The following is a 26,894-nucleotide window of genomic DNA, read 5'->3' on the forward strand; positions in this document are numbered from 1 at the left end:
GCCGACCTTGTCTCTCATTTTGGAACTGCGGCGAGTCTATGAACAGAATTGATATCAATCCAATCATTTTTTCGACAAAATGGATATCAATCGCCGGATTCTGGAAAACCCTCGGAGCACAAAGCTTTAACAACAAACACCCCACGAGACATGACCAACTACAACCACTGGTTCATCCGCGCCCGCCTCAAGACGCGGCAGCTGCTCTTGCTGGTGGCGCTGGCGGAGGAAGGCAACATCCACCGCGCGGCCCAGGTGCTCAACATGACTCAGCCGGCCGCGTCCAAGCTGCTGAAGGACCTGGAAGACGTGCTGGAGGTGCCGCTGTTCGACCGGCTGCCGCGCGGCATGCGGCCCACCTGGTACGGCGAAACCATGATCCGCCATGCCCGCGTGGCGCTGGCCAGCCTGAACCAGGCGCACGACGAACTCACCGCGCTCAAGGCCGGCCGCTTCGGCCAGGTGGGCGTGGGCGCCATCACCGCGCCGGGCCTCACGCTGATGCCGCCCGCGGTGGCGATGGTGAAGCGCGAGCAGCCCGACCTGCGCGTGTCGCTCGAGATCGAGACCAGCGCGGTGCTGATCGAGCGGCTCGAGCAGGGCAAGCTCGACATCCTGGTGGCGCGGCTCTTCGCCGAGCACGACAAGTCGCAGCTGCGCTACGAGGCGCTGGCCGAGGAGCCCGTGTGCGCGCTGGTGCGCCCCGGCCATCCGCTCCTGGGCGTGAGCGGCCTCACGCTGCGCGACGTGGTGGGCACCGGCTGGATCGTGCCGCCCGCGGGCAGCGTGCTGCGCCACCGCTTCGAGCTGATGTTCCAGGAGGAAGGCCTGGTGCCGCCGAACAACATCATCGAGAGCTCGGCCCTGCTCTTCATCACGCGCATGCTGCAGCAGAGCGACATGGTGGCCGTGCTCGCGACGGACGTGGCGCGCTACTACGCCGCGCACGGCATCGTGTCGCTGCTGCCGCTGGACATGCCCTGCCACATGGACGCCTTCGGCATCATCACGCGCACCGACCGGCTGCTGTCGCCGGCCGCCAAGGTGATGATGAAGGCGCTGAAGACCGCGAGCCTCAGCGTCTACGGCCGCAAACTCGAAATGGACTGATCAGGTCCAGCCCGCGTCCACGGTGAACTCCTGCGCGGTGCACATCTTCGCGTCGTCCGACGCCAGGAACAGCACCATGCGCGCGATGTCCTCGGGCATCAGCTTGTCGGGCAGGCACTGGTTGCGCTTGAGCGATTGCTCGCCCTCGTCGTCGAGCCAGAGCTGCACCTGCCGCTCGGTCATCACCCAGCCGGGCGACACAGTGTTGATGCGGATGCGGTCTTTACCAAGCTCTACCGCGAGGCCGCGCGTGAGGCCGTTGACCGACGACTTGGCAATCGCATAGCAGGGGTAGCCCGAGCCCTTGGTCTGCCAGCCCGTGGAGCCCAGGTTGATCACCGAGCCGAAGCCCAGCCGCCGCATGCCCGGCACCACCGACTGGATCGCGAACAGCGCGGGCCGCTCGTTGATGGCCATGCGGTTGTCGTAGTAGTCGGGCGTGACCGATTCGAGCGTGTGGCGGTCGTCGCTCGCCACGTTGTTGACCAGCACCGCAAAGTCGCCGAGCTCGGCGGCCGCGTCGTCGATGGCTTTTTGCAGCGCGCCGATGTCGCGCACGTCGCAGGCGCGCCACCACGGCGCGGCATGGCCTGCCTCTGCGATGCGCTGCGCGAGCGCAGCGCTGGCGCCTTCGGCAATGTCGACGAAGGCCACGCGTGCGCCCTGCGCGGCAAATGCGGCCACCATGGCCGCACCAATGCCGCTGCCGCCGCCGGTGACGAACACCGTGCGGCCCTTCAGGCTGGGATGGATCGAAAGCTGCGGGGAATCCTTCAAGATGGGTGTCTCCAGAGAGCTGGCTGTGACATTGCAAAATCAATATCACTTGATGCCAAATAGTTTGGTTTCTATTATCAATATGCCTTGATACGATCCGCCGCGTCAAGGACAGAGACAACAAAGGCGCAAACAAATGACCCAGACCACCGGCCGCACCGCATCCACCCCCACGCCCCTTGGCGTGCCATCGATCCTCGGCCAGCCCGAATGCCTGTGGCCCGCGGGCGCCACGCTCGGCGAGGGCACGCTGTGGTCGCCGCGCGAACGGGCGCTCTACTGGATCGACATCCTCGAGAGCCGCCTGTACCGGCTCGATCCGGCCAGCGGCGCGCGCCGCAGCTGGCAGTTCGACGAGGAGATCACCGCGCTGGCCGAGCGCGCCAACGCGCCCGGGCTGATCGTCACCATGCGCCGCGGCTTCGCGTTCTTCGACCCCGCGGTGGATGCCGCGCCGCGCTATCTGCACCAGCCCGAGCCCGACCGGCCCGGCAACCGCTTCAACGACGGCAAGTGCGACCGCCAGGGCCGCTTCTGGGGCGGCACCATGGACTTCGACTGCGTGGCGCCGACCGGCGCGCTCTACCGCTTCGACGCCGATGGCCGCTGCACGCGCCACGACGACGGCTTTGCGGTGACCAACGGGCCGACGTGGTCGCTCGACGAACGCACGATGTACTTCAACGCCACGGTCGAAGGCTGCGTCTATGCCTACGACTTCGACAGCGCAGCCGGCACGGTGGGCAACAAGCGGGTGTGGCTTCGCTTCGCGGAGGGCGACGGCCTGCCCGACGGCATGACGACCGACGCGGCCGGCCGCCTCTGGATCGCGCGTTGGGGCGGCCATTGCGTGAGCTGCCACGACCCGGTGAGCGGCGCCGAGCTGTGCCGCATCGAACTGCCTGCAAGCAACGTCACGGACTGCGCCTTCGGCGGCGAGGACCTGTGCACGCTCTACATCAGCACCGCGCGCAGCGGGCTCACGGCCGAACAGCTCGAGGCCGAGCCGCTGGCCGGCGGGTTGTTCTCGGTGCGCATCGGCAGCCCCGGCCTGCTTGCGGCCGAATTCGGGGGCTAGGTTAGTGTGCCGAAGCGGTGCAGCGTAGTGCTGCTGAACACTTCGTTCGGCCGCAGCACCGTCGAAGGAAAGTCCGGCTGGTTCGGCGAATCGGGATAGTGCTGCATTTCCAGGCACAGCCCGGCGCCGCGCCGCAAACTCTCGCCGTCGGCGCCGCGCAGGCTGCCGTCGAGGAAGTTGCCCGAATAGAACTGCACCGCCGGCTCGGTCGTGTGCACCTCCATCACGCGCCCTGACGGCGCGTGCTCGAGCCGCGCCGCCAGCGCGAGGCCGTCGGGCCCGCGGTCGAGCACCCAGTTGTGGTCGTAGCCGCCGGCGATGCGCAATTGCTCGTGCGGCGCATCGATGCGCTCGCCGATGGGCGTGGCGGTGCGAAAGTCGAACGGCGTTCCGGCCACGGGCGCGAGGCCGAGGGGAATCAGGCCTGCATCCACAGGGCAATAGCGGCTCGCGGGAATCGTGAGCCGATGGTCCAGCACCGCGCCCTCGCCGGCCAGGTTGAAGTAGTCGTGATGGCTCAGGTTCAGCACCGTGGGCCGATCGGCCACGGCGCGGTAGTCGATGCGCCAGGTGTTCTCGCTGGTGCTGAGCGCGTAGCGCACCGTCACCTGCACTTCGCCCGGAAAACCCTCTTCGCCGTCGGCGCTGGTGTAGCGAAGCTCGATGGCGATGTCGCCCGCCGCGCTGTCCGCCGGCACCGGCTCGATCTGCCAGAAGCGCGTGCCGAAGCCCTGGTGCCCGCCGTGCAGCGAGTTGGCGCCGTTGTTCAGCGGGAGCTGGTGCGCAACGCCATCGAGCGTGAAGTGGCCGCCCGCAATCCGGTTCGCATAGCGCCCGACGATGGTGCCCAGGTGCGGATGGGGGCCCAGGTAGTCCGCAAGGCTCGGCAGGCCGAGCACGATGTTGCCGCTGCGCCCATGCCGGTCCGGCACGCGCAATGCGGTGACGATGCCGCCATGGTTGATGGCGCTGAGGCGAAGGCCCCGGCCGTTGTCCAGGGTGTATTCGATCACGATGCGGCCGTCGGGCATGCGGCCGAATTCGCGGGAGGTGATGCTGCTGCTGTTCATCGACGGTGCTTCCAGTAGGCAATGAGCCCGGACAGATAGTGCTCCACGTCGTCGATGCGAACGCGGAAGCTGTGGTGCTTGATGAAGAACGAACCCGCGATGCGGTCCGGGTTGCGGAAGAACATCGCGAGCTCGGGCCAGAAGTAGCCATTGGCCAGGTAGCGCGCGCGATGCTCGAGCGCGCGGTCGAACTTGGCGCGGTCGAAGCCCTCGAGCAGCGGGCGCAGCGCGGGGTCGGCGGCCAGGCGCTCCACCATCTCGCACGCGGCCATCATGAGCTCGAGCAGGGTCGGAAAGGTGGTGATGCGCTCCAGCACGAAGTCCAGGTAGTCGGCCACGTTGCGCAGGCCGAACTGGTAGTAGCGTGTTTCGGGCCGATACCGCGTGAGCTCGTTGACGCAATAGCTCAGCCAGTGGTCGTGCGCGCGCCAGTGCTCCGCGGCAATGAAATGCTCGAAGGCCTTCTCGACCACGGCGAGCCAGCGCTCGTCCCGCGTGAGGCCGTACAGGCGCATCAGGCCGAAGGCGGCCTCGCCGTCGTAGTAGATGACACGGAATGCGTCCTTCACTTCGAGCGACGGGTAGTTCAGCACGTGCACGAAGCGCCCGCTGGCCGGGTCCTGCATGGCCTGGATGCCGAGCGCGAGCTGCTCCATCAGCGGCAGGTGCTGCGGATCGCCCGTGAGCTCCGTGTACTTGACGAGCGCCAGCAGGCACACCGCGTTCCCGCCGAGCTTGATCTCGTCGCCGATGTCCAGCAGGTAGGCCGCGCGCGTGCCATCGGGCAGCTCGGCCTGGCGGATCAGCCGCTTCGTCAACAGCGACAGCGAGCGGTCGATGGCCGCCTTCTGGCTGTCGCTGCGGGTCAGCTCCCAGGCTTCGAGCAGCGCATAGGTCGAGCTCGCGTGGCGCAGGGTGTTGTAGGTGGGAATCGCGCGGTCGAAGCAGGGGAACCAGCCGTAGTGGAACTCGCCCGTGGGCTTGATCTGCGCCGCAAGATAGTCGCTCGCGCTGTCCACCAGGCTGCGCACCTGGCCGGCGCCCCACTCGGGCAGCATGCGGTAGCCCGCCGACTGCCCCTTGGGGGTGATTGGCCACGCGCCCTCGGCGTCGGCATAGGCCGCGCGCGTGGTGAAACACCACACCGGCGCCGCGTCGTCCTGCGGAAAATCGAGCTCGGCACCGAAGCGCCGCTTCGCATGCAGGCGCAGGTTGCCCGGATTGGGCTCGGCATGGCCCACCGTGCCGTTGTAGAAGATGGCGCTGCCGTTGATTTCCGGCGCGAGCAGCGCCACCTCGAACGCCGCATCGAAGGACACGCCCTGGTTGAAGTAGTTGCGCTTGGTACGCGCCAGGCGGGCCTTCAGCGCGCCCCAGCTCATGGGCTCGACCTGGTCGACCAGTTCCACGCGCACGCGGCGCGGCTGCATGCCGATGCGCTGCGCGAGCGCAATCGCTGCATCGCCGGCCTGTTGCCAGGCCTGCTCGGCGCTTTCCGCGCGCCCGGCGACCACGCGCGCGCGGCTTGCGCCATCGCTCATTGCAATCAACATCACGCAGCCGGCCTCGGGTGTGGCGGCGGCGCCGGGCAGCGTGCCGTCCGGAGCGGCCAGGAGCTGCCTGGCGCGAGTCAACAGATCGATGAGGAAAGTCGGTTCTTGGGTCATGCAGGCGCGAATGATGACAGGGCGCGCGCACTCTGCAAATTCGGCGGCCTCCCCGCGCGCCGCTCAGGCCCAGGTTTCGAGCACCGCGCTGCGCACCGCCTCGACGGCGCTCGCGTGTCGACCTTCGGCCGCGAGCCAGCAAAGCCAAGTGCGCGAGCGCCAGCCGTTCCAGATCGCGAGTTCGCCATTGCGCTCGCCCTGCTCGGCCTGGTCGAGCCGCAGCAGGCCCGCGCCCATGCCGCTTGCCACCATGCTGCGCACCGCGCTTTCGCTGTCGGCCGTGCGCCCCTGCCGGTAGTCGCGGCCGGCGCCCGCGAACAGCTTCTCGAGGTGCGTGCGCAGGATGCACGAGGGCGGCGTGCCCACCCATGGCAAGCGGGTGAGTTCATCGAGCGTGAGGCCGGGGTGAGCCTCGGACAGCGGCAGCGGCAGGGTCACGACCAACTCGACCGGAACGAGGCGCAGCAGCTCCATGCCTTCGACCTGCTCGCTGTCGCTGAGCGCGTAGGCGCAGTCGAGCTCGCCGCGCTGCACCGCCGCCAGGGTCTCGAACGACAGGCCCTGGCGCAGCTGCAGCGTGACCTGCGGATGGCGCTCCGCAAGCTTGACCAGCACCTCGCCGAGCCTCAATGCCACCGGATCGACCACGGTGCCGAAGCGCACCACGCCCTGCGCCGCGCCGCGCAGCTGTTCGGCGGCCGAGCGCATGCGCATGGCCGAGGCCAGCGTGCGTTCGGCTTCGTCGAGCAGGCTGCGGCCGGCCTGCGTGGGCACCATGCCGCGCGGCGTGCGCTCGAACAGCTTCACGCCCAGCTCGTCTTCCAGTGCCTTGAGCTGCGCGCTGACGGCCGGCGCGCTGGTGAACACGCGCTCGGCGGCGCGGGTGAGGCTGCCCTCCTTCGCAATGGCAACAAAGGTCTTCAGTTGATAGAGCTCCATGGCCCAAATTGTGAGCGCTGGCGCGGCCCGCGTCCGTTCGTTTTTTCGGAGACCCCCGTCCAAAGAAGCGAATAGCCGCACCGCCTGAAAAAACCGAAGCTTGGCGTCATCGATTCAATGCAACGAGGCTCGCACACCATGTCCACCGCCAATCCGCGCCCGCTCGGCATCGCCGCGCTGCTGCTCGCCACCTCAGGATGGGGCGCCATGTTCCTTGTCGGCAAGGATGTTCTGCCGCACGTCGAGCCCGTGTGGCTCACGCTGATCCGCTACAGCATGTCGGCCCTGCTGTTCGCCGCGCTGCTGCTGCCGCGCGGCGCGGCGCCCTGGCGCAAGCTGCGCCTGCACGCGGGAGCGCTGGCGCTGCGGGGCGCCGCGGGCTTCGGCGTCTTCAGCGTGATGCTGTTCGTCGGGCTCGCGCATTCGGTGCCCTCGCACGGCGCGGTGATCGTGGCCACCACGCCCATGACCACGCAGCTGGTCCGCTGGGCCTTCGACGGCGTGCGGCCTGCGCGGCTGGCGCTGCTGGCAACCGCGCTGGCGCTCGCAGGCGTCGCCATGGTGTCGGGCCTGCTCTTCGGCGGCGCTTCTTCGTCCGCCGGCTCGACGCTCTTCGGCGACGCGGTGGCCTTTGCCGGCACGCTGGGCTGGATCTGGTACACGCGCGGCGCGGCGCGCTTTCCCGCGCTCGACGTGGTCGAGTATTCGGCCCTCACCGTGCTGGCTTCCTGGCCGCTGCTGCTGGCGGGCGCGCTGATCGCCACCGCCCTTGGCGCCAGCCATGCACCCAGCGCCGAGGGCCTGCGACTGTCGTGGCACGCGCTGCTGTTCGTGGGCCTGGTGCCGTCCGCCATTTCCGTGCTGGCCTTCAACTACGGTGTTCGCACGCTGGGCGCCGTCACCGGCACGGCGTTCCTGAATTTCGTTCCGGTGTCGGCGCTGTTGATAGGCGTTGCGCTGGGCAGGCTGCCATCGGCCAACGAGCTGGCCGGCATGGCGATGGTGGTCGGCGGGCTGCTGCTTCATACGGCCGCGAGCCGCAGGGCGGCAGCGGCACCCGCAGCACGCGCCGCGGGAGGCACCGCGGGCTATTGCGCCTGCGGCGCCAGCGCACGATAGAAGTAGGTGGTGTCGCACGGCGCGCCACCGGGCAGCAGCGCATAGCCCGGAACGACGCCGACGCGCGTCCAGCCGAGCCGGGCATAGAGCCGCTCGGCCTCGGCGCTGGAGGTGTCGAGCACGAGCAGGGTCTTTGCGTGTTCGCGCGCGAGCTGCTCGGCGGCCTGCATCAGCAGTGCGCCGATGCCCTGGCGGCGGGCGCGCCGGTGCACGAGCATCTTCGAGACCTCGGCGCGGTGCGGCTGGTTTTCGGGTTGTGCGAGCACCAGTTGCACCGTGCCGACGATGCCTTGCGCGTCTTCGGCCACCAGCAGTGCGCGTTCTCCGCTTGCCACGCCCTCGGCCACGTGGCGCCAGAAGGCCAGTGCGCGCTCGCGTGTCAGCGGCAGCATGAAGCTGACCGAGGCGCCGCCTTCGACGCAGTCGACGAGCACATCGGCCAGCTGGCGGACATGCGCGTCGTCGACGCTGGAGAGAACGCGGATGCGTGGCGCGGGGGTTGCTGCAGGTGGTGTCATGTCATCTCCAGGAAGAGGGCGAGGTGGCGATCACAACGGCATAGCGCGCGATCTGCCGCGTGGGGTTGTAGTAGCTGGTGGGACGGTCGAGCACCAGTGCCAGGCAGTCGCCCGCGCCGAGCCGGTGGCGGTCGTCGCCGAGCGTGACTTCGATGGTTCCCTCGAGCACCCACACCTGCTGGTGAACCTGGGGTTCCCGCGCGCCGGTTTCGTAGGCCACGCGCGCCTTGGGCGGAAAAAGAACCTCGACGATATGAATCGGCGATGCGGAGCCGCCGGGCGACACGTTGCGGCGCACATAGCCCGAATGCGGATCGCGCCATTGCGGCTGGTCGGCCAGCCGCGACACCGGCCCCGGCTCGGGCAGGGGCACATCGAACAGCGACGCCAGCGGAACGCCGAGGCCGGTCGCGAGTTTCTCGAGCAGCACCGCCGTCGGGCTGCTTTCGCCGCGCTCGATGAGCGAGATCATCGAGCGGCTGACGCCGCAATGCGCCGCCAGCGCCTCGAGAGAAAGGCCGCGGTCGGCGCGCAGGTCTCGCACGCGCTGCGCGATGCGGTCGTTGAGGCTGGGTGGTTGATTTTCCATAATGTCGGACAGAATATCCAACAAAATGGAAGAGCAGTCAAGGCAAGCCGTCGGCTGCCCTGGGCCTCGACGACGGCTCCCACGAATCAGGCGTGGTCGCGACCAGTTCCTTGAGGTTGGACCAGGGCTTTGCGCCCGGCACGGTGGTGCCGCCCGTGATCGCCACTTTCGCGAAGGCCACCATCCGCTCGCGCAGGTATTGCCTGTCGCTCTCGGGCCAGGTCTCGATCGAATGGGGTGCGCGGGCCACCACGATTTCGCGCGCGCCGGGAATGCGGTCGTAGGCGGCCACGGTGCCTTCCAGTGTTTCGGCGCGGTCCCACAGGCCCTTGCCGAAGAAGGCGGCCGGCCACTTGTGCATGCCCGCGAGCGGCGCCGAGTTCGGATAGAACATGATGTGATGGTCCGCCGCCATGCCGCCAAGAAACAGGTTGCGGTCGGCCAGGTCGGGCGACGCGGGCAGGTAGCCCGCGCCGCTCGCGAAGGACGCCAGCAGGATGGCGCCCTTGATGTTCGCAAGCCCCTTGGGCGGCTGGCATTCGGGCACCAGCATGTCATAGCTGCACGCGCCCGAAAAATTCCTGGCCATGGCCCAGGCCGTCGACATCGAGCCGCGCGAATAGCCGCCGAGCAGGATCGGGATGCGCGTCGACTTCATGCCGCCCAGCAGCTTGCCGGCCGCCTCCTTGCCTTCGAGCACGCGGCCGTCCGGCGTGAGAAGCCGCAGGCCGTCGCCGGTGTCGAACTGCGCGAGCACGCGAAACACGTCCTCGCCCTGCTCCAGCGTGTGGGTGTCGCTGAAGCCGCCCGAGATGCCCTCGCCGCGCCGGTCGTAGGCCAGCACGTCGAAGCCCGCCTGGTGCAGCGCATCGAGGTTCTCTCGCCACCAGCGCTGGCCCATGGTCTCGGTGGTGGCGTTCGGGAATTTGACGTCGACCGCCCGGCCCGTGGCCGGGTCGATGCGGTAGGGCTTTTCGTCGGGGTGCTGGATCGCGGTGAGCTGCCCGCCGCCGCCCGGCGCCATGATCGCCAGCGCGCGCATCCTGCCGCCCTTGCCGTCGTCGACGCCGCGGCCTTCGATGTACCAGCCGCGCAGCTTGACCGGATCGGCCATCTTGAGGTCAAGGCGCTCGAAACTGTCGCGCGGCACGGTGAACTCGGCCACGAAAGTGCTGGCATCGGCGCGCGCAATGGCCTCGGCATAGGGCGCCTTGGCGAAGAAGGCCGGGCGCCGGATCTGCCGCAGGTCGACGGTGCCCTCCGGGTCGATCCTGCCGGAGGGATCGACCACGCCGGTCGAGCGCGTCGAGCGCGCCTTGTTCGGCGGCAGCCAGCGCTGCATCTGCGCATCGATGCGCGCGAAGCAGGCGGCATCGGCCTTGCAGGCGCGCCAGCGCTCCTTCAGCCGCGCATCGGTGAATTCGTCGACGTAGTAGTCGCTCCCGGCATAGCCCGCGGGCGGGCGGTAGGCGTTGACGCCGAACGGCACGCAGACGGTGCGGCCATCGGACTGCGGCAGCCGGTAGCCGGGCAGCTCGTGGTTGCGGTCGACACCCACCCAGGCGCGGCAATCGGTGGGCGGCGGCTCGGCCCTCGCGCTTCTGGATGAAACGGCGTCGCCGTGCGAAGCGCAGCCGCCGATGGCCAGGGCCGCCACGAGCACCGCGCCGGCGGCCGGGCCCATGCGAAAGAACGTGCGCATGTTCTCATCTCCTTTCGATCCCGCGCGCGGCGCGGTGCCATCGCTACAACAGCATGAAGGCCGCGGCGGCCACGAGCGTGGGTCCGAGCGCACCCAGCAGCAGTCCGCCGGCGCCGATGGTCTCGTCGGAGAAGCCGCGCTTGAGCAGTGCGACACCCGCGGGATTGGGTGCGTTGGCAATCACCGTCAGCCCGCCGCCGGCCACCGCGCCGGCCACGAGCATGTACTTGGATTCGTCCGAGATGTTCGTGATCAGCGAGCCCAGGTAGGTGAGCGCCGCGTTGTCGGTGATGGCCGTAAGGCCCAGCGCGCCGAAGAACAAGGCCAGCGGCTGCAGGCTCGATACGACCGGCTCCAGCCACCACTGCTGCATGCCGCCAAGCACCACCAGTCCGGCCAGGAAGAAGCCGACGAGCAGCGCCTCCTTGATGATCAGCGGGCTCTGGTGGCGCTCGTAGGCCTGCGTGAACCCGAGGAACATCAGGAAGAGCCCGAGGAACGCGACCGGATGATGTGCGAACAGCACGATGCCGGCCAGCAGCACCAGGTGCGTCAGGACCACGGCGGCCGGCACGGGCGCTTCGGAGAGCGCTGCGTCCGCGGCCGATGCGTCGGGCAGGTGCTTGCGCAGCACGAAGGTGGCCACCGTGGCGTTGACGAGCACGGCCACGGCGGCCTTCCAGCCGAAGGTAGCGAGCATGAAGGCGCTGTCCCACTGCCAGGTCGAGGCCACCATCAGCACCGGCGGCGCGGCGTACGACGTGAGCGTGCCGCCGATCGACACGCTGACGAACAGCACGCCCAGCGCGAGGTACTTCACCGCTTCGGGCACCTGCGGCCTGAAGATCTGCGGCGCGAGCATGAGCGCCGCGATGGTCATGGCCGCGGGCTCCGTGACCAGCGAGCCCAGCAGCGGCACCGCGGCCAGCCCGAGCCATGCCGCTGCAACGGGCGTGGGCAGCGGCAGCACGCGCGCAATGAGGCTCACGCCCGACATGACGGTGCGCAGCACGGGCCGCGAGGCGGCCACCACCATCACGACGAAGACGAACAGGGGTTCGGTGTAGTTTCGCGACTCCGCATAGCCGAGTGCCTGCTCGCCGCCGACCAGCAGGGCCATCGCAAGAACGAGCACGATGGCCCAGAAGCCGAACACGACTTCCACCTCGCCCAGCAGGTGGAACAGGCCGGCGTGCCGGGGAAAGCGGTGCGACAGCCGTTCGAACTGCTTGGCGGCAAAGGTGTGAAGGAGCGCCACGGCGAAGATGGCTGCGGCAACGTACTGGATGGTGGGCTCTTGCATGGGAGGGTGGCGTGGCTGATCCGCGTGGCGGCCCGACCATCGCATGAACCTGCGGCGCCACCGACAAGAAGCAAGCGGCCCCGCACCCGGCCCCAGTTTAACGGGCCCGCTGGCTAGGGCTGCTGCAGGCGCTGCAGCAGCTCCGCGCTCGGATAGCCATCCGCGGGCAGCCCCACGCTGCGCTGGTAGCGGCGCAGCCCTTCGCGCGTGGCCGGCCCCATGACGCCGTCGGCCGCGCCGGTGGCAAAGCCGCGCCGGGTGAGCGCGGTCTGCAGTTCGACGATCTGGCTGCGCGAGAGCGCCGACAGGCTTCTTGGCCATGGCGCCTGCACGTCGGGGCCGCCGCCAAGGCGCTGCGCGAGCAGGCCCACGGCGAGCGCGTAGTTGGTCGAGTTGTTGTAGCGCAGCACGGCGCGGAAGTTCGGCCCGACCAGGAAAGCCGGCCCTTGCGCGCCAGCGGGCAGCAGCACCGAGCCATCGGCGAACTCCGGCAGCGGCTGGCCGTCCATCGTCGTGATTCCCTCGGCTGCCCACTGCGCGCTCGGCTGGCGCACGGCCATGTCGGCGCGGCCGTAGTCGAAGCCCGCCGGCAGCCGGACCTCCACGCCCCACGGCATGCCGGCCTGCCAGCCCGAGCGCGAAAGAAAGTTGGCCGTCGAGGCCACCACGTCGGGCATGCTGCCCCAGATGTCGCGCCGTCCGTCGCCGTCGGCATCCACCGCGTAGGCCAGGAAGTTCGATGGCAGGAACTGGGTCTGGCCCATGGCGCCCGCCCATGAGCCGATCATGCGGTCGCGCGCGATGTCGCCGCTGTCGAGGATCTTCAGCGCCGCAAGCAGCTCGCGGCGCGCCCAGTCTTCGCGCCGGCCCTCGAAGCCCAGCGTGGCCAGCGCATCGATGACCGGCGTGCTGCCGTAGTTGCCGCCGTAGTTGCTCTCCATGCCCCAGATGGCGACGACGATGGTGCCCGGCACGCCATAACGCGCGGCGGCCGCGTCGACCTCGGCGCGAACCTGCTGCAGCCTGTCCTGGCCCGTTGCAATGCGCTGGGGCGAGACGGTGTTGTCGAGATAGTCCCAGACCGTGCGCGTGAACTCGGGCTGGGCGCGGTCCAGCTCGATCACCCGCGGAAGAAACTGCACCTGGTCGAAGGCGCTTTGCAAGGTGGCCTCGCGGATGCCGGATGCGCGTGCGGTAGCGCGGAAGTCCGCAACCCATTTGGCAAACCGCTGCTGCTCGAGCGCGGCCGCATCCGGGCCCGCGGGCGCGGTTGCGGGCCGCGCACCCGCTGTCGAGCCGGGCGACTGCGTTGTCGATCCCGATGGCCCGGAAGCGCAGCCTGCGACAAGCGCCGCGAGGGCCGCGGCCGCGATGACGCGCCGGGTGGACTGCAGGAATGAGGTGCTGCTGGCTTGATGCATTTTTTGGATTTTCACCCGTGCTGCACGGCGGCAAGCCGTTCTCACGCGCCAACGCGCCCCTTTCCTACACCTGCGATGGGCCGGCCAGCGAGCATGAACCGCTAGCCGCGGCCCTCCGCGGCTCGAAGAATCTCAAGGGGACAGCCATGCCACATGAAACCTACACCGCATGCATCGAGGCATGCAACGGCTGTGCCACCGCATGCCATCACTGCGCCGCGTCCTGCCTGAAGGAGTCCGACGTCCAGATGATGGCCCGGTGCATTGCGCTCGACATGGATTGCGCGGCCGCCTGCCAGTTTGCCGCGGCCGCCATGGCGCGTGGCAGCGAGCATGCGAAAGCCATCTGCGCGCTGTGCGCCGACATCTGCGAAGCCTGTGGCGAGGAATGCGCTGGGCACAAACACGAACACTGCCAGGCCTGCGCCAAGGCATGCCGGGATTGCGCGGCTGCGTGCCGCGCCATGACCCGCTGAACTGCTGCAGCGGACCTCGCATCCGGCTATGCCTTGCCGGACGCCGTCTGCTGCGTGAATGAAAGCGCCAGGAAATCGACGAATGCCCGCACGCGCGCGGCCAGCTGGTGCCGCTGCGGGTACACGGCGTAGATGTCCGCATCGGGCGTGAAGTACTGCGGCAGCACCTGCACCAGGCGGCCGCTGCGCAGGTAGCGGTTGATGTCCCACTCGGCCCGCATCAGGACGCCGTGGCCTTCGAGCGCCCAGTTCACGGCGATCTCGCCGTCGTTGGTCGCCAGGTTGCCGCGCGTCTTGACGGACTCGGTGCGCGCATGGCGCCCTCTTCCGCTTGTCAGGCGCCAGACGCCATAGGCTTCCTCGCCCTGGCGAATGCCGATGCAGTTGTGCCTGGCCAGGTCATTCGGAACCTTGGGCATGCCGCGCGCCGCCAGGTAGGCGGGCGATGCGCACAGCAGCCGGCGATTCGATGCGATGTGCCTTGCCACCACGCGGCTGTCCGGCGGCGCGCCAAAGCGCACGCAGACATCGAACAGGTCTTCGCTCGGCGCCGGCGGATTGACCGACAGCTGCAGCTGCACCTCCACGGCCGGATGCTTGCGCACGAAGCGCGAGATCAGTGGGGCGACATGGCTGCGCCCGAAGCCCAGCGTGGCATTCACGCGCAGCAGGCCGCGGGGCGTCGCGCGGGACACGCCCAGCAATTCCTCCATGCCGTCGATCTCGCCGAGGATACGGCGCGCATGCTCCAGGTAGAGCTCGCCCTCGGGCGTGAGGCTCATGCGGCGCGTCGACCGGTTGACCAGCAGCACGCCCGCGCGCGATTCCATCAGCGCCAGGTGCTTGCTGACCGCGGGTGTGGTGATGCCCAGCTCCCGCGCGGCGGCGCTGAGGCTGCCGGCGCTGGCCAGGGTGGAGAAGAAGCCGAGATCGGCCGGAAGAATGGCGCTGCTCATCGTGGCCACACTGTTGAATTCAGGTTAACGATGGCTTCACTTTAGCGCCGATTCCGCGGGCTCCTGCTTCCTACAGTCGAAGCTCTTTCCAACCTCCCGCAAGCATCGCCATGAAGACGTACAAGATCGCAACCATCCCCGGAGACGGCATCGGCAAGGAAGTCGTTCCCGCGGGCCAGAAAGTGCTCGAAGCACTGGCCTCGGCCGGCAGCAGCTTCAGCTTCGAGTTCGAGAACTTCGGCTGGGGCGGCGACTGGTTCCGCGCGCACGGCGTGATGATGCCGGACGACGGCCTCGACGCGCTGCGCGGCAAGGACGCGATCCTGTTCGGCTCGGCGGGCGACCCGCACATTCCCGACCACATCACGCTCTGGGGCCTGCGCCTGAAGATCTGCCAGGGCTTCGACCAGTACGCCAACGTGCGCCCGACGCGCATCCTGCCCGGCATCGATGGCCCGCTCAAGCGCTGCGGCCCGGACGACCTGAACTGGGTGATCGTGCGCGAGAACTCCGAAGGCGAGTACGCGGGCGTCGGCGGCCGCGTGCACCAGGGCCACCCGATCGAAGCCGCGACCGACGTGTCGATGATGACCCGCGCGGGCGTGGAACGCATCATGCGCTTCGCGTTCAGGTTGGCGCAGTCGCGGCCCCGCAAGCTGCTCACGGTCATCACCAAGAGCAATGCCCAGCGCCACGCGATGGTGATGTGGGACGAGATCGCGCTGCAGATCTCGAAGGAGTTTCCCGGTGTGACCTGGGACAAGGAACTGGTCGACGCATCGACCGCGCGCATGATCAATCGGCCGGCCTCGCTCGACACCATCGTCGCCACCAACCTGCATGCCGACATCCTCAGCGACCTGGCCGCCGCGCTCGCGGGCAGCCTGGGCATCGCCCCCACCGGCAACATCGACCCCGAGCGGCGCTACCCGTCGATGTTCGAGCCGATCCACGGCTCCGCCTTCGACATCATGGGCAAGGGCCTGGCCAATCCGGTCGGCACCTTCTGGTCGGTCGTGATGATGCTGGAGCACCTGGGCGAGGCCGAGGCCGCGCGGCGCGTCATGCAGGCGGTCGAAGCCGTGACGGCCGACCCCGCGCTGCACACGCGCGACCTTGGCGGCAGCGCCACCACGGCGCAGGTCACGCAGGCCGTGTGCGCGCGGCTCGCATAGAGAACATCCCTTTCACACCGCAACCGCAAGAAGAACGGCGCAGACCGTCAGCCAGGAGACAAAGACATGTTGAAGCAACCATTCGCCATCGGGCGCCGCGCCCTCGCGGGAACCGCCCTGGCGGCCCTCGGCCTTTGCATCGCGCCCTGGGCCGCCGCCCAGGAGCCATGGCCGGCCAAGCCGATCAGCCTGGTCGTGCCCTTTCCTTCCGGCGGCACCACCGACGTGCTGGCCCGCGCGCTGGCCGATGCGCTCTCGAAGAGCCTGGGCCACCCGGTGATCGTCGAAAGCAAGCCCGGCGCCGGCGCCACGCTGGGCGCCGACTACGTCGCCAAGGCCAGGCCCGATGGCTACACGCTGCTGATGGGCGCGGTGCACCACACCATCGCGACCAGCGTCTACAAGAAGCTGCCCTACGACTTCCAGAAAGACTTCGCGCCCATCACCACGGTGGCGATGGTGCCCAATGTGCTGGTGGTCAACGCTTCGCTCACGCCGGCCAAGTCGGTCGCCGAACTGGTCGCGCTTGCCAAGTCCTCGTCCAAGGAACTGGCCTACGGCTCCAACGGCAACGGCACGGCACAGCACCTGATCGGCACCCAGTTCCAGGCCAGCACCGGCGTCAGGCTGCTGCACGTGCCGTACAAGGGCAGCGGCCCGCTCACGTCCGACCTGCTGGGCGGACAGGTGGACATGTCCTTCGACACCATCACGCCCGTGCTGCAGCACATCAAGGGCGGCAAGCTGCGCGCGCTGGCCGTCACCACCGCGAAGCGCTCCGCCGTGCTGCCCGACGTGCCGACGCTCGAAGAGGCCGGCCTGAAAGGCTTCGACATCGGCACCTGGTTCGGCGTGCTGGCGCCGGCGGGCACGCCGAAGGCCATCACCTCGAAGCTTCACACCGAGATGACGAGGATCATCAGGTCGCCGGAGTTCGCCGAGCGGATGCGCGCCATCGGCGCCGAGCCGATCGGCGACAGCTCCGCCGAGATGGCGGCCCGCATCCGCGAGGAGACGGCGAAGTTCGCGAGGCTGGTCAAGGAGGGGAAGGTCGCGGTCGAGTAGGCCGGATTCACGACGATCTTGTTACTCCCCGCTGCGCTCGCCAGTCCCTAGAGTTGCCTTGCGGCGCCATCCACGGCGCACCACAAGGAGCCGGCGATGAGCAGCAACAGCAGGAACGACCGCGTCGCACAGGCGCTCGGCATCTATCGAAGCATCGCGGCGTGCAACGAGCACCTTGCGCGCCGAGGCGACGTCCACGCGCTCACGGCGGCACTGATGCTGCCCTGCTACCAGGCCGAGTTCAGGCGCCTGGCGAACGATCTGAGCCCTGCGGAGCAAGATGAGTTGAGGCGTGCGCATATCGCGGCTGATACACTTTGCGCGCGTTGTCAGGTGTCCTGGCGCCCCGTATCAACGGCGGGGTGGCCAGGGTGAAACGGGAAGTCGGTGCGCGGCGGTGGAGAGAACACCGCGCAATGCCGACGCTGCCCCCGCAACGGTAAACGAGTCAGAAGCAAGGCCCCGGGATTCGGTCCCGCGCCACTGTGCCGCGAACGGCATGGGAAGGCGGTTTTGCTGGAGAGCCGATGGCTCTCCGCTCGTGAGCCCGGAGACCGGCCTGACGACCAGCGCATGACCTTGCGGTGGGCGAGGATCGGCGGGCGGCGCATGGCGTCCGGCTCGATGCAGGTGTGCATCCGCCGGAACCGCATCCACTCACGCCCCTCCGATTTCTCCCCTCCGCCCGGTCCTACCGACCATCTATCGCGCGGCGGGCGCGGAGGAATCATCATGATGAACGAGCGAGCCATCGCTCCAGGCAGTGCGCCGGCACCGGGAACCGTGTGGTTCGTCGGTGCGGGCCCGGGCGATCCGGAACTCATCACCGTCAAGGGCCGCGGCCTCGTCGAGCGCGCCGGGGCGATCCTGTTCGCGGGCTCGCTGGTGAGCGAAACCGCGATGCGCTGGGCGCGGCCGGACTGCGCCATTGCCGACAGCAAGGACATGACGCTCGAGCAGATGTCGGCCTGGCTGATCGCGCAGGCCGCGCGCTGCGAGACCGTGGTGCGCCTGCAGACCGGCGACCCGGGACTCTACGGCGCGCTGATCGAACTGGTGCAGCCGCTGGATGCGGCGGGCGTGCCGATCGGCGTGGTGCCGGGCGTGTCTTCGGCCATGGCCTCGGCGGCCTCGGCGGTGGAAAGCCTCACGCTGCCCGAGGTCACGCAGACGGTGATCTTCACGCGCGTCGAAGGCCGCACGCCGATGCCCGAAGGCGAGTCGCTCGAGGCGCTGGCCGCGCACCACAGCACGCTGTGCATCTTCCTGAGCATCACGCTGCTGGGCAAGGTCACGGCCGCGCTCACGGCCGCCGGCTGGTCGCCCGATGCGCCCGTGGTGGTGGTCCACAAGGCGAGCTGGCCCGGCGAAGAGAAGATCGTGCGCGGCACGGTCGCGACCATCCAGGCGCTGTGCCGCGAGGCCCGCATCGCAACCCAGTCGATGATCATCGCCAGCCCCACGCTGGGCGCGCGGCAGTGGACCACGCTCGCCAAATCCAAGCTCTACGACGCGAGCTTCACGCACCGCTTCAGGCGCGCGAGCGTTCCCGCCGAAACCCTGCGCCAGGAACTGCCATGAACTCCGAAACCATTCTGCTGGTGGGCCACGGCTCGCGCGAAAAATCCGGCAACGACGAGATCGAGGCCTTTGCCGCGCAATGGCGCGAGCGGCAGCCGGGCTGGCGCATCGAGGTCTGCTTCATCGAGTTCTCCGAGATCACGATGAGCGAGGGCCTGCGCCGCGCCGCCGAAAGTGCGCGGCGCGTGATCGTGGTGCCGCTCATCCTCAATGCCGCGGGCCACGTGAAGATGGACATCCCGCAGGCCATCGACGGCGCCCGGCTCAAGTACCCGATGGTGCAGTTCCTCTATGCGCCGCACCTCACGGCCTGCGACCCGATCCTGGCGATCCTGCGGCGCCGCCTCAAGAGCGCGATGCAGGCGCTCGACATGCCCGACCCGACCACCACCGGCGTGGTGATCCTGGGGCGGGGTTCGTCGGACCGCCAGGCCAACGGCGACATGGCCAAGATGGCGCGCTGGCTGATGGAGGAGACCGACCACGAGCTGGTCGACCTTGCCTTCACGGGCATCACCTACCCGCGCCTGGAGCGGGCCGTGCAGCGCCAGAGCCTGCTGGGCATGAAGCAGGTGGTGGTGCTGCCGTACTACCTGTTCAACGGCACGCTGGTCGAACGGATCGCGCGCCAGGTCGAGCACCTGAAGGCGCAATACCCGACGATCCGTTTTGTCTCCACGCGCTACTTCGGCTTCGAGCCCGAGATCTTTGCGCTGCTGGAGCAGCGCGTGGACGACCTGCGGCGCGGCGCGCCGGCCGCGCTCATGCCTTGCGACGGCTGCAAGTTCCGCGACTTCGCGGTGGAACACGGGCTGGGTGGCCATCACCATGGCGACGCGGCGGCGCATGGCCACGATCACGACCACCACCATGATCACGACCACGCGCATGGCCACACCCATGCGCACGATCCGGTGCCGGCGCTGCGATGAAGCCGACGCACGCCCCGGCGGCCAACGTCGTCACCGAGCAGCTCACCGCGGCGGGCCGCGCCATCGAGCACGATTCCTTCGCGGTGATCGACCGCGAGGTGGCCTCGCATGCCTACACCGCCGACCAGTGGCCCGTGGTGCGCCGCATGATCCATGCGAACGCCGACTTCGACTTCAATGGCCTGACCGACTTCCATCCTGAAGCGGTCGACGCCGCCATTGCCGCCATCCGCTCGCGCGCGAGCCGCGTGCTGGCCGATGTCGAGATGATCTGCGTCGGCCTCTCGGCCCCGCGCCTGGCCCACTTCGGCATGGGCACGCACCAGTTCATCAGCGACCCGGACGTGATTTCGCAGGCGATGGCCGAAGGCACCACGCGCGCAGTGCAGGCGATGCGCAAGGCGCACCGGCTCGGGCTGGTCGACGGCGCGATCGTCGGCATCGGCAATGCGCCGACCGCGTTGATCGAGATCGTGCGGCTGATCCACGAAGAGGGCGCGCGCCCCGCGCTGGTGGTCGGCATGCCGGTGGGCTTCGTGTCGGCGGCCGAGTCGAAGGACCTGGTCGCGCTCGAAAACGATGTGCCCTGGATTGTGATCCGCGGGCGCAAGGGCGGCTCCACGCTGGTGGTGGCCGCGATCCACGCGCTGCTGGGCCTGGCCGAGGCGCGCGAACACGCCGCATGATGGACAAGGGCGCGCCCCGCGGCACCCGCACCGGTTTCACGACCGGTGCGTGTTCGGCCGCGGCGGCGCGCGCGGCGGTGATCGGCCTGGTCACGGGCCAGGTGCCCGACCACGTCGAGTGCCTGCTGCCCAACGGCGACCTCGTGCGCTTCGCGGTGCACGACGGCCGCGTCGACGGCGCGAGCGCGCATGCGATGGTCATCAAGGACGCCGGCGACGACCCCGACTGCACCGACAAGGCCCATCTCACGGCCGACGTGCGCCTGCTGCCCGAGCTCGCGGGCCAGGTGGTGCTGGCCGGGGGCGCCGGCGTGGGCACCGTCACCATGCCGGGCCTCGGGCTCGCCGTGGGCGGCCCCGCCATCAACCCGGTGCCGCGCCGCAACATCGAGGCCAACGTGCGCGCGGTGGGTACGGCGCTGCTCGACGAGGTCGGCCTCGAAGTTGCCATCTCCGTGCCGCAGGGCGAGGAGATGGCCAGGAAGACGCTCAACGCGCGCCTGGGCATCCTCGGCGGCATTTCCATCCTGGGCACGACCGGCATCGTCAAGCCGTATTCCACCGCCGCCTACCGCGCGAGCGTGGTGCAGGGCGTGCAGGTGGCGGGCACCTTGGGCCACGGCGTGGTCGTGCTCACGACCGGCGGACGCACCGAGAAATTCGTGATGGCCGAAATGCCGGAACTGCCCGAGCCGGCTTTCGTGCAGATGGGCGACTTCCTGCGCTATGCGATGGGCGCCGCGGTCAAGGCCGGGATCCGGAAAGTGGTGATCGGCGGCATGGTCGGCAAGCTCACCAAGATCGCACAGGGCGAGACCATCACCCACGCAGGCCGGGCCGAGGTCGACACCGGCCTGCTGGCCGACCTGGCCGCCGGACTCGGCGCGCCGCCCGATGTGTGTGATGCGATCCGCGGCAACGAGACCGCGCGCTATGCCGGCGAGCGCATGGACGCGCTCGGGCTCGGCACCGCCTTTCACACGGCGCTCGCGCAGCGCGTCATCCAGACGCTGCGCACGCGCTACCCCGACCAGTTCGAACTGAAGGTGCTGGTCTGCGACTTCGAAGGCCGAAAGATCGCGGAGGCCTCGTGAACACCTACAACAACATGACCAACAAATGCCGCATCCTCGGCGTGCTGGACGACGGCGATGCGAGCCTCAGCCACGGCGCGATGGCCCATCTGCAGCAGGCGCAGCTGGTGATCGGCGCCGCACGTACGCTGGCGCTGTTCGCGCCGCACATCGCGCCCGGCGCGGTGCAGCGCGACCTCGCCGGCGCGCTGTCGCAGGTGCCCGAATGGATCCGCGCCGCACAGGCCGAGGAACGGCGCGTGGTCGTGCTGGCCACTGGCGATCCGCTGTGCCACGGCATTGCGGCCTTCCTGGCCGCGCGCCTGTGCATCGAGGCGATCGAAGTCATTCCCAACGTATCGACGCTGCAGCTGGCCTGCGCGCGGCTCGGCCTGCCGTGGCAGGAGATGAAGTTCGCCTCCGTGCATGCGAAGGACGCGGGCGACTGGCTGCCGGGATCGCCGCCCGCGCACGGCCTCTATGCACTGCTGCGCGACATCCGCCAGCACGACCGCCTGGCGGTGCTCACCAGCCCCGACAACACGCCCGACCGCATCGCGCGCATGCTGGTGGCCGAAGGCCTGGCCGACGATTTCGAGATGGCCGTGGCCGAGCGCCTTTGTCAGCCCGAGGAGCGCGTGGTCAGCGGCATGCGCATCGCTGCCGCGGCGCAGATGCGCTTTGCCGACCCGAACGTGGTGCTGCTCTGGCGCACCCGGCTGCGCGCGCCGCAGGTGCTGTTCGGCCTGCCGGACGCGAGCTTCGAGCAGCGCCATCCCGAGAAGGGCCTGATCACCAAGAACGAGGTGCGCGCCGTCTCGCTCGCGCGCATGCAGCTGCGCGCCGACAGCGTGGTGTGGGACATCGGCGCGGGCTCCGGCTCGGTCGGGCTGGAGGCGGCGCGGTTGTGCTGGCGCGGCCATGTCTACGCGATCGAGAAGAACGAGGACGACAGCGCCATCGTCGCACGCAACCGGCAGGCCATGGGCATCAGCAACCACAGCCTGGTGCACGGCAAGGCACCCGAGGGCCTGGCGGCCTGGGCCGACCCGGACGCGGTCTTCATCGGCGGCTCCGGCGGCGAACTGGCCGAGCTCATCGCGCTGGTGCTGCGGCGCCTGCGCCCGGGCGGCTGGCTGGTGATGAACTTCGTGACCATCGAGAACCTCGCAGGTGCGGTCGAGGCGTTGAAGGCGCAGGGTGCGAGCTGGGACGTGCTGCAGCTGCAGGCCTCGCGCAGCAAGCCGATCCTGCACATGCACCGGCTCGCGGCGGAGAACCCGGTGTGGCTGGTCTGTGCGCAAAGGACTGAGGTCCGCGTGCTGACGGGCGGTGCGGCATGACGGCACCCGGCATGCTCCACGGCGTATCGCTCGGCCCGGGCGATCCGGACCTGATCACGCGCCGCGCCTGGTCCCTGCTGACGCGCGCCGAAGCAATCTGGACCTACCCCGTGCGCAGCCTGCGCAAGGAAAGCTACGCGCTCGACATCGCGCTGCGCGCCGGGCTTTCGGCGCCCGCGCAGCACCAGGCGCTGCTGTTCCCGATGACGCACGACGCCGAGAAGCTCGCGCGCCACTGGCTGAAGGCCGCCGAGACCGTGCAGGCGCTGCTGGCGACCGGGCAGGACGTGCTGTTCCTGGTCGAGGGCGATGCCTCCACCTACGCGAGCTTCTGCTACCTGGCGCGCGTGCTGCGCGAGCTCGACCCGGCCGCGCGCATCGAGGTGGTGCCCGGCGTCACCTCCTTCAACGCAGCCTGCGCGCGGCTGCAGCTGCCGCTCTCGGAGCAGGACGACACCGTGGCCATCGTGCCGGCGGCCTACGGCATTGCCGCGGTCGAGAAGATGCTGGACGACTTCGACACGCTGGTGCTCATGAAGGTCAAGCCACTGCTCGACGACCTGATCGACCTGCTGGCGCGGCGCGGCCTGCTCGCGCACAGCCGCTTCATCGAGAAAGCCGGCTCGCCGGTCGAACGCATCGTGCACGACGTCGCCAGCCTGAAGGGCAGCAAGGTCAACTACCTGTCGCTGCTGCTGGTGAAGAACCCCGGCCGCGAACGCGGCGAACTGGTGCGCGGCTGCCGCAAGAAAACCAGCACCGAAATCGAAGAGGACGACAACCCGAATGACGAATGAAGCCGTACCCCGCGTGGTGCTGGTGGCCATCACCAAGCACGGCGCGCAGCAGACGGCCGGGCTGGCCCGCCTGCTGCCCGGGGCCAACGTGTGCGTGGCCGAGAAGTTCGCGCCGCTCATGGCCGGCCTGCCCAACCCGGTGCGCGCCTACGCGGGCGCTTTCCGCGACGAGATCGCGGCGCTGTTCGCGGACTTCGACCAGATCGTGTTCTTCGTCTCGCTCGGCGCCGTGGTTCGCCTGATCGCGCCGCACCTCAAGACCAAGGACGAGGACCCCGGCGTGCTGGTGGTCGACGATGCCGCGCAGTTCGTGGTTCCGGTGCTCTCGGGCCACGTGGGCGGCGCCAACGCGATGGCCGAGCAGGTCGCTTCGCTGCTGGGCGCCACGCCCGTGCTGACCACCGCCTCGGACGTGGGCAAGACGATTCCGGTCGACATCCTCGGCCGCGAACTCGGCTGGAAGGTGGAGGCGCCCAAGATCAACATCACGCGCGTCTCGGCCCACGTCGTGAACGGCGAGCCGGTCGCGGTGGTGCAGGAAGCGGGCAGCACCGATTGGTGGACCCGCCCTACTCCCCTGCCCGCCAATATCCACCGCTTCGCGCGCTTCGACGATGTGGACCTCGCACGCTTCAAGGCCGTGCTGTGGATCACGCAGGCCGAGGTCAGCGCCGAACGCTGGAGCGCGCTGGCCGAGCGGCTCGTCGTCTATCGGCCGCCGCAATGAGCACCGTGCGCTATGCCATCGGCCTGGGCTGCGACCGCGGCACGCCGCAGGCCACGCTGCAGCAGGCGATCGACGAGGCGCTGGCCGGCATCGGCGCGCAGCTCGCGCAGGTGGCGGCGGCCGCCAGCATCGACCTGAAGGCCGACGAGCCGGGCCTGCTGGCGCTGGCCGCGGCCCACGGCTGGGCGCTGCGCTTCTATCCCGCCGCGCAGTTGGCCGAGGTGCCCGTGCCGCATCCGTCGGAAACGGTGCGCCGCCACACCGGCACGCCTTCGGTCAGCGAGGCGGCCGCGCTGCTGGCCGGCGGCGGCCTGCCGATGGCCGCGCTGGTCGTCCCCAAGCACAAGCACCGCGGCGCCGACGGGCGCCACGCGACGGTTTCGATCGCGCGCATGTCCTGATGAATCCCAACCCTCACCCTCGAATGGAACCCGCAATGAACGCTTCCTCCACGCACACCACCTCCCACACCGGCGGCTTCGCCCATGCCGGCACGCCACGCAGCCTGCTGCTGCAACTGGCCGGCGCCGCGGCGCTGGGCCTGTTCGTTTTGTACGGCGTCGCCTTTGCCGAAAGCCCGCTCGCCCACAACGCCGCACACGACGTGCGCCATGTCACGGTCAAGCCCTGCCACTGAGCACGGAACATTCCATGATCTTCCAACGATTGATCTGGTGCGCACTCGCGGTGGCCGTGCTGGTGGGCAGCGTGCAGACCGGCGTGCAGCAGTGGCAGGCCACGCCGATCATCCAGGCGGCCGAAAGCTACGAGTCGCAGAAGGCCGTGCCCCTGTCGGACCACGGCCATGACGCGGCGCATGCCCACGGCGCTGCCGCGGATGAAGTGCAGTGGCAGCCCCAGGACGGCGCCGAGCGCAGCTTCTGGAGCTGGGTCGCCAACATGCTGCATGCCTTCAGCATGGCGCTGCTGGTGCTCGCGGCGATGGGTGTCTGCCTCTGGCGCGGCACCCGCATGCGCTCGCTGCCGCTGGCGCTGCTGGTGTCCGCCGCCGGCTGGCTGAGCTTTCACTTCTGGCCGTCGCTCGGGCTGCCGGCCGAGATCCCCGGCATGGATGCGGCCCGGCTGGGCTCGCGCCAGGGCTGGTGGGTGCTGGCCGCGGCCGGCGCGGCGCTGGCCTGCACCTCGCTCGCGGGCCTGCGCAGCGCCTTGCGCTGGCCCGCGGCTGCGGCCTGGCTGGCGCTGCCCTTCGTGGTGGGGGCGCCGCAACCCGCGGGCGATCCTTTCGCGGGCTTCGGCGCCGAGGCACAGGCCGCGCTGCGGGCACTCGATGCGCGCTTCATCTGGGTGACCACCTGGATCTCGCTGAGCTTCTGGGCCTCGACGGGCGTGGCCTGCGGCCTGGCATTCGAGCGCTGGCTGCGGCCGGTGCTGGCCGCTGCGTTCGGTGCCTCGCGCACTGCGCCGGCACTGGAGGTGAATCCATGAGCGGCAAGATCTCGCTGGTCGGCATCGGCCCCGGCCATCACGACCACATGACGGGCCGCGCGCTGGCCGCGATCGCCGAAGCCGACGTGGTGGTCGGCTACAGCACCTACATCAAGCTGGTGGCCGACCTGCTCGAGGGCAAGGAGGTGATCCGCAAGGGCATGACCGAGGAGCTCGACCGCGCGGTCAATGCACTCGAATGTGCCCGCGAGGGCAAGAAGGTGGCGCTGATCTCCAGCGGCGACGCCGGTGTCTACGGGATGGCCGGTCCGACATACGAGGTGCTGTTCCAGGCCGGCTGGACGCCGGACTCCGACATCGCCGTCGAGGTGGTGCCCGGCGCGTCGGCCATCAACGCCTGCGCGGCGCTGGTGGGCGCGCCGCTCACGCACGACTTCTGCTCGATCTCGCTGAGCGACCTGCTCACGCCCTGGCCCGTGATCGCGCGGCGACTCGATGCGGTGGCGGCGGCCGACTTCGTGGTGGCCCTCTACAACCCGAAGAGCGGACGGCGCACCCAGCAGATCGTGCAGGCGCAGCAGCTCTTCCTGCGGCACCGGCGGCCGGACACGCCGGTGGCGGTGGTCAAGTCGGCCTACCGCCGGCGCGAGCGCATCGAGTTCACCACGCTCGCCCACATGAGCGAGTGCGACATCGGCATGCTGACGACCGTGCTCATCGGCAACAGCCACACCTTCGTGCAGCACGGCCTCATGGTCACGCCGCGCGGCTATGCCAACAAGTACGACCTGGACGATGGCGGCAACACGCGCAGCGGCGAGAAGCCCGGCCGCTCGCTGTCGACCGGCCTGCTGGGCTGGATGGCCAACCTGCGCGCCGACCACGCCGAGGGCGCGAGCGCCGCCGCGCTGGCGGCGCAGCACCGCCTGCCCGCCGACTACATCGAGGCCGTGCTGGCCGCACCGGCCGAGGAAGAAAGCGCCGCGGCCGCGCCGATCGAGGAGGTGCAGGAATGAGCGAGGTGGTCAAGCCGAAGATCGGCGCCTACAAGCGCCACCTGCTGGTCTGCACCGGACCGCGCTGCAGCCCCGACGGCGCCTCGCAGGACCTGTTCGACAGCCTGGGCGACAAGTTCAAGGCCGCGGGCCTGAACGAGGGTGCGCTGCGCGTCAAGCGCAGCCGCGTCGGCTGCTTCGCGGCCTGCAAGGGCGGACCGGTGATGTGCGTGCAGCCCGACGGCACCTGGTACTACAACGTGACGCCGGAGAACATGGACCGCATCCTGTCGCAGCACCTGGTGGGCGGCGTGGTGGTGGAAGACCTGGTGTTCCACCAGGGACCGGGCCTCGCGCCGGCCACGGACGCCTGAGGCGCTGCGGTCGC

At 69.4% G+C, this 26,894-nt stretch carries 28 protein-coding genes and 1 riboswitch; of the genes, 18 read left to right on the forward strand and 10 right to left on the reverse strand.

Annotated features, from left to right (window positions below; all coding sequences use genetic code 11):
- Positions 1 to 150 precede the first annotated feature (150 nt).
- Positions 151 to 1,110, forward strand: coding sequence for a LysR substrate-binding domain-containing protein (locus tag L1081_RS15390; protein ID WP_489412957.1), 960 nt, complete (start codon positions 151 to 153; stop codon positions 1,108 to 1,110).
- On the opposite strand, the gene L1081_RS15395 is transcribed toward L1081_RS15390, so the two are convergent.
- Positions 1,111 to 1,887, reverse strand: a complete 777-nt coding sequence (locus L1081_RS15395; protein ID WP_489412958.1) for an SDR family oxidoreductase — start codon at positions 1,885 to 1,887, stop codon at positions 1,111 to 1,113.
- 136 nt (positions 1,888 to 2,023) lie between these two features.
- Between L1081_RS15395 and L1081_RS15400 the strand changes: the two genes are divergently transcribed.
- Positions 2,024 to 2,965: an SMP-30/gluconolactonase/LRE family protein gene (locus L1081_RS15400; protein ID WP_489412959.1), complete on the forward strand. Its 942-nt coding sequence runs from the start codon at positions 2,024 to 2,026 to the stop codon at positions 2,963 to 2,965.
- Here L1081_RS15400 and L1081_RS15405 read toward each other — a convergent pair.
- The 3 genes from L1081_RS15405 to L1081_RS15415 form a co-directional block, all read right to left on the reverse strand.
- The gene (locus L1081_RS15405; RefSeq protein ID WP_489412960.1) at positions 2,962 to 4,035 is read right to left on the reverse strand and encodes an aldose epimerase family protein; all 1,074 of its coding nucleotides are present in this window, start codon (positions 4,033 to 4,035) and stop codon (positions 2,962 to 2,964) included. The two genes, L1081_RS15400 and L1081_RS15405, sit on opposite strands and share 4 nt — an antisense overlap.
- Positions 4,032 to 5,702, reverse strand: coding sequence for a Mur ligase (locus tag L1081_RS15410; RefSeq protein ID WP_489412961.1), 1,671 nt, complete (start codon positions 5,700 to 5,702; stop codon positions 4,032 to 4,034). The genes L1081_RS15405 and L1081_RS15410 overlap by 4 nt, the downstream gene beginning before the upstream one ends.
- Positions 5,703 to 5,765: 63 nt before the next feature.
- Complete coding sequence (locus L1081_RS15415; RefSeq protein ID WP_489412962.1) at positions 5,766 to 6,641, reverse strand: LysR substrate-binding domain-containing protein; 876 nt, start codon at positions 6,639 to 6,641, stop codon at positions 5,766 to 5,768.
- Positions 6,642 to 6,779: 138 nt separating this feature from the next.
- Between L1081_RS15415 and L1081_RS15420 the strand changes: the two genes are divergently transcribed.
- Positions 6,780 to 7,760: an EamA family transporter gene (locus tag L1081_RS15420; protein WP_489412963.1), complete on the forward strand. Its 981-nt coding sequence runs from the start codon at positions 6,780 to 6,782 to the stop codon at positions 7,758 to 7,760.
- Here L1081_RS15420 and L1081_RS15425 read toward each other — a convergent pair.
- The 5 genes from L1081_RS15425 to L1081_RS15445 form a co-directional block, all read right to left on the reverse strand.
- Positions 7,730 to 8,278, reverse strand: coding sequence for a GNAT family N-acetyltransferase (locus L1081_RS15425; protein WP_489412964.1), 549 nt, complete (start codon positions 8,276 to 8,278; stop codon positions 7,730 to 7,732). The genes L1081_RS15420 and L1081_RS15425 overlap by 31 nt on opposite strands.
- 1 nt (position 8,279) lies before the next feature.
- Positions 8,280 to 8,867, reverse strand: coding sequence for a helix-turn-helix domain-containing protein (locus L1081_RS15430; protein WP_489412965.1), 588 nt, complete (start codon positions 8,865 to 8,867; stop codon positions 8,280 to 8,282).
- Between the two features lie 37 nt (positions 8,868 to 8,904).
- Positions 8,905 to 10,569, reverse strand: a complete 1,665-nt coding sequence (locus tag L1081_RS15435; RefSeq protein WP_489412966.1) for an alpha/beta fold hydrolase — start codon at positions 10,567 to 10,569, stop codon at positions 8,905 to 8,907.
- A 43-nt stretch (positions 10,570 to 10,612) separates the two neighbouring features.
- Positions 10,613 to 11,872, reverse strand: a complete 1,260-nt coding sequence (locus tag L1081_RS15440; protein ID WP_489412967.1) for a putative Na+/H+ antiporter — start codon at positions 11,870 to 11,872, stop codon at positions 10,613 to 10,615.
- A gap of 113 nt (positions 11,873 to 11,985) precedes the next feature.
- Positions 11,986 to 13,293, reverse strand: a complete 1,308-nt coding sequence (locus L1081_RS15445; RefSeq protein ID WP_489412968.1) for a lytic murein transglycosylase — start codon at positions 13,291 to 13,293, stop codon at positions 11,986 to 11,988.
- Between the two features lie 146 nt (positions 13,294 to 13,439).
- Here L1081_RS15445 and L1081_RS15450 point away from each other — a divergent pair, with 146 nt between their 5' ends.
- On the forward strand, positions 13,440 to 13,769 hold the full coding sequence (locus tag L1081_RS15450) for a four-helix bundle copper-binding protein (protein ID WP_489416788.1): 330 nt from the start codon (positions 13,440 to 13,442) through the stop codon (positions 13,767 to 13,769).
- Positions 13,770 to 13,795: 26 nt separating this feature from the next.
- On the opposite strand, the gene L1081_RS15455 is transcribed toward L1081_RS15450, so the two are convergent.
- A complete protein-coding gene (locus L1081_RS15455; protein ID WP_489412969.1) occupies positions 13,796 to 14,725 on the reverse strand; it encodes a LysR substrate-binding domain-containing protein in 930 nt (309 codons plus the stop codon).
- A 110-nt stretch (positions 14,726 to 14,835) separates the two neighbouring features.
- On the opposite strand from L1081_RS15455, the gene L1081_RS15460 reads away from it, so the two are divergent.
- From L1081_RS15460 to L1081_RS15525, 14 genes are all read left to right on the forward strand, one after another.
- The gene (locus L1081_RS15460) at positions 14,836 to 15,900 is read left to right on the forward strand and encodes a tartrate dehydrogenase (RefSeq protein ID WP_489412970.1); all 1,065 of its coding nucleotides are present in this window, start codon (positions 14,836 to 14,838) and stop codon (positions 15,898 to 15,900) included.
- A 66-nt stretch (positions 15,901 to 15,966) separates the two neighbouring features.
- Positions 15,967 to 16,965 (forward strand): tripartite tricarboxylate transporter substrate-binding protein, encoded by a 999-nt coding sequence (locus L1081_RS15465; RefSeq protein ID WP_489412971.1) that lies wholly within the window; start codon positions 15,967 to 15,969, stop codon positions 16,963 to 16,965.
- Between the two features lie 314 nt (positions 16,966 to 17,279).
- A riboswitch (cobalamin riboswitch) is annotated at positions 17,280 to 17,542 on the forward strand.
- A 158-nt stretch (positions 17,543 to 17,700) separates the two neighbouring features.
- Positions 17,701 to 18,546, forward strand: a complete 846-nt coding sequence (gene cobM, locus L1081_RS15470; protein ID WP_489416789.1) for a precorrin-4 C(11)-methyltransferase — start codon at positions 17,701 to 17,703, stop codon at positions 18,544 to 18,546.
- A complete protein-coding gene (locus L1081_RS15475; RefSeq protein ID WP_489412972.1) occupies positions 18,543 to 19,478 on the forward strand; it encodes a CbiX/SirB N-terminal domain-containing protein in 936 nt (311 codons plus the stop codon). The genes cobM and L1081_RS15475 overlap by 4 nt, the downstream gene beginning before the upstream one ends.
- Positions 19,475 to 20,164 (forward strand): precorrin-8X methylmutase, encoded by a 690-nt coding sequence (locus L1081_RS15480; protein WP_489412973.1) that lies wholly within the window; start codon positions 19,475 to 19,477, stop codon positions 20,162 to 20,164. Before L1081_RS15475 ends, L1081_RS15480 begins: the two co-directional genes overlap by 4 nt.
- The gene (locus L1081_RS15485; protein WP_489412974.1) at positions 20,161 to 21,258 is read left to right on the forward strand and encodes a cobalt-precorrin-5B (C(1))-methyltransferase; all 1,098 of its coding nucleotides are present in this window, start codon (positions 20,161 to 20,163) and stop codon (positions 21,256 to 21,258) included. The genes L1081_RS15480 and L1081_RS15485 overlap by 4 nt, the downstream gene beginning before the upstream one ends.
- A gap of 14 nt (positions 21,259 to 21,272) precedes the next feature.
- Positions 21,273 to 22,580, forward strand: a complete 1,308-nt coding sequence (gene cbiE, locus L1081_RS15490; protein ID WP_489416790.1) for a precorrin-6y C5,15-methyltransferase (decarboxylating) subunit CbiE — start codon at positions 21,273 to 21,275, stop codon at positions 22,578 to 22,580.
- Positions 22,577 to 23,377 (forward strand): precorrin-2 C(20)-methyltransferase, encoded by an 801-nt coding sequence (gene cobI / locus L1081_RS15495; protein ID WP_489412975.1) that lies wholly within the window; start codon positions 22,577 to 22,579, stop codon positions 23,375 to 23,377. The genes cbiE and cobI overlap by 4 nt, the downstream gene beginning before the upstream one ends.
- Positions 23,367 to 24,104, forward strand: coding sequence for a cobalamin biosynthesis central domain-containing protein (locus tag L1081_RS15500; RefSeq protein WP_489412976.1), 738 nt, complete (start codon positions 23,367 to 23,369; stop codon positions 24,102 to 24,104). The genes cobI and L1081_RS15500 overlap by 11 nt, the downstream gene beginning before the upstream one ends.
- A complete protein-coding gene (locus L1081_RS15505) occupies positions 24,101 to 24,505 on the forward strand; it encodes a cobalamin biosynthesis protein (RefSeq protein WP_489412977.1) in 405 nt (134 codons plus the stop codon). The genes L1081_RS15500 and L1081_RS15505 overlap by 4 nt, the downstream gene beginning before the upstream one ends.
- Before the next feature lie 35 nt (positions 24,506 to 24,540).
- Positions 24,541 to 24,741, forward strand: a complete 201-nt coding sequence (locus L1081_RS15510; RefSeq protein WP_124960888.1) for a CbtB domain-containing protein — start codon at positions 24,541 to 24,543, stop codon at positions 24,739 to 24,741.
- A 14-nt stretch (positions 24,742 to 24,755) separates the two neighbouring features.
- Complete coding sequence (locus L1081_RS15515; RefSeq protein ID WP_489412978.1) at positions 24,756 to 25,550, forward strand: CbtA family protein; 795 nt, start codon at positions 24,756 to 24,758, stop codon at positions 25,548 to 25,550.
- A complete protein-coding gene (gene cobJ, locus L1081_RS15520) occupies positions 25,547 to 26,527 on the forward strand; it encodes a precorrin-3B C(17)-methyltransferase (RefSeq protein WP_489412979.1) in 981 nt (326 codons plus the stop codon). The genes L1081_RS15515 and cobJ overlap by 4 nt, the downstream gene beginning before the upstream one ends.
- The gene (locus tag L1081_RS15525; RefSeq protein ID WP_489412980.1) at positions 26,524 to 26,880 is read left to right on the forward strand and encodes an NAD(P)H-dependent oxidoreductase subunit E; all 357 of its coding nucleotides are present in this window, start codon (positions 26,524 to 26,526) and stop codon (positions 26,878 to 26,880) included. Before cobJ ends, L1081_RS15525 begins: the two co-directional genes overlap by 4 nt.
- Positions 26,881 to 26,894 lie beyond the last annotated feature (14 nt).

Origin of the sequence: Variovorax sp. MSC1_012 (genome assembly GCF_023667525.1) — a bacterium.
Classification (GTDB): Bacteria; Pseudomonadota; Gammaproteobacteria; order Burkholderiales; family Burkholderiaceae_C; genus Variovorax; species Variovorax beijingensis_B.

Bases quoted from the DNA above. Each gene is read 5' to 3' on its own strand.
- L1081_RS15390 (WP_489412957.1), top strand. From the start codon at position 151: ATGACCAACTACAACCACTGGTTCATCCGCGCCCGCCTCAAGACGCGG.
- L1081_RS15400 (WP_489412959.1), top strand. From the start codon at position 2,024: ATGACCCAGACCACCGGCCGCACCGCATCCACCCCCACGCCCCTTGGC.
- L1081_RS15405 (WP_489412960.1), bottom strand. From the start codon at position 4,035: ATGAACAGCAGCAGCATCACCTCCCGCGAATTCGGCCGCATGCCCGAC.
- L1081_RS15410 (WP_489412961.1), bottom strand. From the start codon at position 5,702: ATGACCCAAGAACCGACTTTCCTCATCGATCTGTTGACTCGCGCCAGG.
- L1081_RS15415 (WP_489412962.1), bottom strand. From the start codon at position 6,641: ATGGAGCTCTATCAACTGAAGACCTTTGTTGCCATTGCGAAGGAGGGC.
- L1081_RS15420 (WP_489412963.1), top strand. From the start codon at position 6,780: ATGTCCACCGCCAATCCGCGCCCGCTCGGCATCGCCGCGCTGCTGCTC.
- L1081_RS15425 (WP_489412964.1), bottom strand. From the start codon at position 8,278: ATGACACCACCTGCAGCAACCCCCGCGCCACGCATCCGCGTTCTCTCC.
- L1081_RS15430 (WP_489412965.1), bottom strand. From the start codon at position 8,867: ATGGAAAATCAACCACCCAGCCTCAACGACCGCATCGCGCAGCGCGTG.
- L1081_RS15435 (WP_489412966.1), bottom strand. From the start codon at position 10,569: ATGCGCACGTTCTTTCGCATGGGCCCGGCCGCCGGCGCGGTGCTCGTG.
- L1081_RS15440 (WP_489412967.1), bottom strand. From the start codon at position 11,872: ATGCAAGAGCCCACCATCCAGTACGTTGCCGCAGCCATCTTCGCCGTG.
- L1081_RS15445 (WP_489412968.1), bottom strand. From the start codon at position 13,293: ATGCATCAAGCCAGCAGCACCTCATTCCTGCAGTCCACCCGGCGCGTC.
- L1081_RS15450 (WP_489416788.1), top strand. From the start codon at position 13,440: ATGCCACATGAAACCTACACCGCATGCATCGAGGCATGCAACGGCTGT.
- L1081_RS15455 (WP_489412969.1), bottom strand. From the start codon at position 14,725: ATGAGCAGCGCCATTCTTCCGGCCGATCTCGGCTTCTTCTCCACCCTG.
- L1081_RS15460 (WP_489412970.1), top strand. From the start codon at position 14,836: ATGAAGACGTACAAGATCGCAACCATCCCCGGAGACGGCATCGGCAAG.
- L1081_RS15465 (WP_489412971.1), top strand. From the start codon at position 15,967: ATGTTGAAGCAACCATTCGCCATCGGGCGCCGCGCCCTCGCGGGAACC.
- cobM (WP_489416789.1), top strand. From the start codon at position 17,701: ATGAACGAGCGAGCCATCGCTCCAGGCAGTGCGCCGGCACCGGGAACC.
- L1081_RS15475 (WP_489412972.1), top strand. From the start codon at position 18,543: ATGAACTCCGAAACCATTCTGCTGGTGGGCCACGGCTCGCGCGAAAAA.
- L1081_RS15480 (WP_489412973.1), top strand. From the start codon at position 19,475: ATGAAGCCGACGCACGCCCCGGCGGCCAACGTCGTCACCGAGCAGCTC.
- L1081_RS15485 (WP_489412974.1), top strand. From the start codon at position 20,161: ATGATGGACAAGGGCGCGCCCCGCGGCACCCGCACCGGTTTCACGACC.
- cbiE (WP_489416790.1), top strand. From the start codon at position 21,273: ATGACCAACAAATGCCGCATCCTCGGCGTGCTGGACGACGGCGATGCG.
- cobI (WP_489412975.1), top strand. From the start codon at position 22,577: ATGACGGCACCCGGCATGCTCCACGGCGTATCGCTCGGCCCGGGCGAT.
- L1081_RS15500 (WP_489412976.1), top strand. From the start codon at position 23,367: ATGACGAATGAAGCCGTACCCCGCGTGGTGCTGGTGGCCATCACCAAG.
- L1081_RS15505 (WP_489412977.1), top strand. From the start codon at position 24,101: ATGAGCACCGTGCGCTATGCCATCGGCCTGGGCTGCGACCGCGGCACG.
- L1081_RS15510 (WP_124960888.1), top strand. From the start codon at position 24,541: ATGAACGCTTCCTCCACGCACACCACCTCCCACACCGGCGGCTTCGCC.
- L1081_RS15515 (WP_489412978.1), top strand. From the start codon at position 24,756: ATGATCTTCCAACGATTGATCTGGTGCGCACTCGCGGTGGCCGTGCTG.
- cobJ (WP_489412979.1), top strand. From the start codon at position 25,547: ATGAGCGGCAAGATCTCGCTGGTCGGCATCGGCCCCGGCCATCACGAC.
- L1081_RS15525 (WP_489412980.1), top strand. From the start codon at position 26,524: ATGAGCGAGGTGGTCAAGCCGAAGATCGGCGCCTACAAGCGCCACCTG.